The organism is Psychrosphaera sp. B3R10 (assembly GCF_018861025.1).
Classification (GTDB): Bacteria; Pseudomonadota; Gammaproteobacteria; order Enterobacterales; family Alteromonadaceae; genus Psychrosphaera; species Psychrosphaera algicola.
In genome coordinates this window covers 1-1677 of sequence record NZ_JAHKQH010000011.1, presented here as the reverse complement: position 1 = coordinate 1677, position 1677 = coordinate 1, and the positions used below count along the sequence as shown (strand labels likewise).

At 40.4% G+C, this 1677-nt stretch carries 1 protein-coding gene; it reads right to left on the bottom strand.

Going from position 1 to position 1677, the window contains the following annotated elements; all coding sequences use genetic code 11:
* Positions 1–31: 31 nt before the first annotated feature.
* Positions 32–1300: an IS110 family transposase gene (locus KO525_RS04720; RefSeq protein WP_215962644.1), complete on the bottom strand. Its 1269-nt coding sequence runs from the start codon at positions 1298–1300 to the stop codon at positions 32–34.
* Positions 1301–1677 lie beyond the last annotated feature (377 nt).

Here is a 1677-nt window from a genome sequence, read left to right as displayed (position 1 = left end):
TAACAACACGCCCTGAGGTGGACAGCAAGTATTAATACTCACTTTCCACCGCATATTTCAGAAGGGGTGAGCCCTTACGCTTTAGTGCTTCAAGGTAGGTTGTTTCATCGTATGCCGTCTTTGTTTTCCAACATCTAAACAGTATCCTTATCCACTTAAATGCCAGCGCACGAATGATAGTATTATGTGGCTTTCCTTTGCTTACTTGTTGTTGGTAATAAGCTTTGGCCCAAAACGAATATCGCACTGATTGACCAGCCCATTCTACAAATGTCTGCCTTAAAAAGGTTGTGCATGAGTAGCGCCAATGTATCCATTCTTTTTTGCCACTTCGTTCCGTTACAGGAGCAATACCGGCGTATTTTTGTATCTCTTCACATGACTGGTAACGCTCGCGATTTGACCCCATTGCGGCTAATAATCGAGGGGCCATTTGGGGACCAGCTCCTGGCAAGCTATCATAAATAAATCGGTCGCTGTTCTTTTTATAAATCGATTTTATCTCATGGTCGAATCGTTCGATTGATGACATTAATTGCTTGAGTTGCCCAATCAAACATTCAACAAGAAGTTGGTTAGGACTGATTATGGCATTGTCGTTCGTTAATGGTTCAGCTTGCTTAATTTCTATAATACGCTTTTCATTTACCGCTGAGTAACGTGAATTGTGTTGGTTAAAAAAGTCAATTAAGGTTTGCTTTCTAGCCCGTTTAACTTGTGCAAGTGATGGCCAACGTGAAAGAAAATCACAGAATATCATGCTGTCTTTTTCTTTAAACCAATCAAGTACATGCGGGTAATAATTTTTTAATGTAGTGGAGAGCCTATTCGTTAAGTCAACTCGGTCCTGCACCAGTGTTCGGCGGTATTCCACCAGTTGAGCTAGTGACCTAATACTTTCGGTGTCGGGAGTGATAACTTTTAATTTACTCATGTGCTGTTGCAATATTTCTAATTGGATAGCTGCATCAGTGGGGTCATCTTTGGCACCGCTATGTGTAAATGCCTTTCGGTATTTTGCGACAGTTGACGGATTGATAGTAAACAAAACGATATGTTTAAATTTACTTAATGCATAAATTAAAGGCCCCTTTTTTAATTCACAGGCGACCGCAATTTGTTGCCCATTGTACTTCTGCTTTAAAGCATTAGCCCAAGCACTAATCGCCTCGGGTTTAGAGGAAATTACGCTAAAAATGGGTTTGTTGTTTTGGTGATCGAGTTCACAAATGTCGTGCTTACGGTCGGCCCAATCAATAGCGATAAGAGCAGTAAAATCGGAAGGATTAAATACTTTCATTTTTTAACTCCGAAGCGTAAAGTTAACCATGGAATATGGCTGAAATATTGTTTCTCGCAGGTCTTATAGATAGTCGATATAAACGGCAATCCCTGAGTATGCGTATTGAAACAAGTGACCTCTGTTGCTCCGAAAGTCTTGTTAAAAGCATCGAGTGTTTGCGCTCAAATATTCGTAAGCAACAGAAGCATATTCCGCTTATTAATGAGCTAGGTAAACAGATTAATTAGTGGAACGGAGCAACTATAAGCTGCTCAAACGGACAAAAAATAGCTGGCTTTTGCTCGTTCCTCGCTAATTTTAGCCAGTTATTTTATTGCCGCTTAGCAAAGCGTTAGCTTTGGCGGAGTCAATGCGGTACATCCTTTATACAATTT